Source organism: Shewanella septentrionalis (genome assembly GCF_025370265.1).
GTDB classification, from domain to species: Bacteria; Pseudomonadota; Gammaproteobacteria; order Enterobacterales; family Shewanellaceae; genus Shewanella; species Shewanella hafniensis.
Map to the genome: position 1 here is coordinate 1 of NZ_JAMTCC010000092.1, position 3121 is coordinate 3121.

At 41.8% G+C, this 3121-nt stretch carries 1 protein-coding gene; it reads right to left on the minus strand.

The features are described 5' to 3' along the window. Positions 1 to 2679 (minus strand): HigA family addiction module antitoxin (locus NE536_RS22530; protein ID WP_261274083.1); only part of this gene is annotated, 2679 nt, incomplete at its 3' end. Between the last annotated feature and the right edge of the window lie 442 nt (positions 2680 to 3121).

A 3121-nucleotide genomic window follows, 5' to 3' on the forward strand; every position in this document is an offset into this window, starting at 1 on the left:
TTTGAACAATAAGTCTGATGGTTCTAATGAATCATAAGCTGATTTTGCTAATTTCTTTTGAACAGCAGAAATAGAAGAGTGCTTTAAGGCACGCCGAGAAAATACAGTGACTCTGATTTTTTCACGTAGCTGTGCTTTTTCCGCATCTGTAGCCTTTGCTCCTGCCCATTTTTCAATAATCGACCAAATCATCTCTTGGTCATGTTCATTGAGACAGTCAAACCTGTCGAGCAAGTCAATGAGCATATTTATAGAGTAATATTCGCGATTTAAAGCCAAACCGACCATTTCATCAATAAATGTCTTTACTTGAATTTTATTTTGAAGTGGTTCTCCATACCCATACCCATCTGTACGCCATTTGGGTTTATGGCTGTAATCACCTATTCGACCTCGCGTGTCAAATTGCTCTATGCACAGCTTCCAACCAATATCAGGATATTTAACAAGGATACGTTTGACCAACGTAATTCTCGTTTCAAGGTTTGCTGATGTTTGCGGCATCCAAGACCTGAACACAGCTAATAATGATTTAATTGGTTTATTTGCCCAGTTATCATCTATCTCTATCTGTGCTAATTGAGCTAGGATCATCACAGCTCGTAATACCGTAATTGGATTCCAGCAAAGTCCTTCTAATGCCCATAATAATCCCGTACGGCTAGGATGGCTGAAAGGCCCTATACTGGCGGGTTTAAGTAAGCCAAAAACTCCAGGGTTCTCACTTTTTAAGTCAGCTTCGAGTATCGATAAGAATGCTTCTGGTGTGGCTTCAGCGTAGGTAGGAAGATCACGATCATTAGCTTCAAGTGTTCGAGTTGTTAGAGGAGAAGGTAGTAAACTGCTTACTAACTTACTAACTTCAACTTCCGCATTTAAAGAGAAACGGCCTTTAAACAGAGCATCTCCATGCAAAGATAATAAAACTAACGTTTCAGAAAGCCCTTCTCGGAACACCTCTGAAAATTCCCTAGTTTTTCCATACATTGAAGCAGCCCAGCGTTGATCCTCTTCGAGATCTAGTGCTGGATTGTCTTCTGCTAAAACCATTCGAGCAACATCAAAAAAACGAGTTAAGTCATCTTCTGTTAGAGCATCACCAACAGCAAATAACAAGTCAGTTTTAGATACAACACCTTGATATCCATCAGTCATCCAAACGGGAGAGTCATTAAGCTGCGCTAATCTTTGAAACTCCCTTTCTAACTGAGAATAGCTCCGCTCCCCTGCCAGCAATTCTATTCCACATCTATCAGCTTCATTTTTGTATTGCCATGCGCCGACGAGTAGGAAAGGTATCAAGCTAACTTTTATGTCATGCTCACTTGCCCACTCAGGAGTTCGCACAGAGGGCACCTGAGCTAATCTACGCCGCAGGACGGTCAGAGACCTACCTGACTCATTTGCAAGGCGCTGTATATCATCGCGACTCTTTCCCATGTCCTCCATAGAGTTATTGAAAGTCTCATAACTTGCAGGTTCCAGAACAATATGTGGTTCTATACCAAAAGCATTGCGAGGGTAAATGACAATTGAATTTAACTTTTTAGCATATGGTGCTAACTCTTTTTCTACTTCACGGCTATGTACTACCGGTATGAATGTTTGAGTACTTTCAGCAAGCTTTGCTAGCGCGCCAGGTTCATCAAAGACTAATACCCTATCTCGAAAATAAGCTAATTCTGGCTCAGCAGTTTGGCTTAGTAGTTGAGACACGAATGCTAGAGCTTCCTCTTTTGAGTCGGCAGCTACAATAGTAGGACCTTCACTACATTTTGATAATCTTGATAAAATTTTCCGCTTGGCTGCTTGAATTGCTGAGGTGAATAGTTTTCCTGTTAATGGTGGCTCTGAAACATCAGCCCAGTCATTCCAGCATTTGTCTAAGGAGCGAACACCATTATTTACATTGTGAGTTTCATTTGCGAACCAAGCTTGTCCTGCGAGAGATTGCTCTAGCCATTGTTCTAAGTCGCTAGCATCATATGCACGTACATCTTTCCAAAGATGCTCCTTCTTTTTGGCATCAGTCCACTTGGCCTTGCCTGACCATCGACGCGGCGTTACAAATACGAAAGTCATATCAGCTCTGTCAGTATCACTGATAGCTTTTACGCTTTTCTCAAAGTCTCCATCTGCCTTGCCTTTTACATTACTGTTGACACCAAACTCCCAACCCGATTTACCTCTCGGAATCCATGGAGTACCTTCATCTGAGATAATGAAGCCATCCCAGCCTGGACGTTCTCCATCATCATTACCTGGGAAGTCCACTTTAGTTAGGTTTAACCCTGTAGAATTAACAAGAGTCCTCAAGAAAACAGGAAACCTCGTGCGAGCAGAGATGTTCTGTGATGCCCAGAGCTCAATATCGTTGGCTTTCAGAGCCAAGAACGTTGGCACGTATGCTTTAATATTCGATGGCGCTTCTTTATCTGCGGCCTGAGTCTCGCTGTAATTTGTCTGCATGGCGAGTAAATCTTTACTTGAGCAACTAAACGCCTTCTCTAATCGTCTTGCCATCTCAGGGGATAGCGATGCTTTCCCATTTAATAGATTTGAAAGGGCTGGTCGCCCAACCCCTAAATGCTCAGCAGCTTTGGTTACCGACATCCCTTGTGGGATTATATTTTGTCTAATGTGGATTCCTAAATGAGGAACAATTTCGCTACTTTTCATAATAAACTCCACAAAGGCCTGTACACATCACCATTAAACTGTAGCGTGTAACGCTACACAATACAAATGCCAGTGTATTTATATGATTGATCAGCGAATTTATCGATAGAATAATCTAATTAATTCAAGCGCTTGAACTTATATGATTTTCTTATAGAGAATTACCGAATACAGAAGTTTGATGATCAAATAATTCGCATTAGTAAATATAGGGCAAACTTCTTCGAGCTAAACTGATACAACTAGCTATCCTAAATGGGAATGGGGCAAAAGTGCGTTAGCCCGAGGTCAGCGCAAAATGACGAAATTTGGCGCGTGAACCAGACAAGGCAAGCCTGATTCAATCACACTAGCACTCTGATATCGGTAATGGCCTTCATGTGGAAAAGCTGGGACATAAAAGCGCTGCCCTCAGCTTTACCACAATCAGCCAGATTAACAT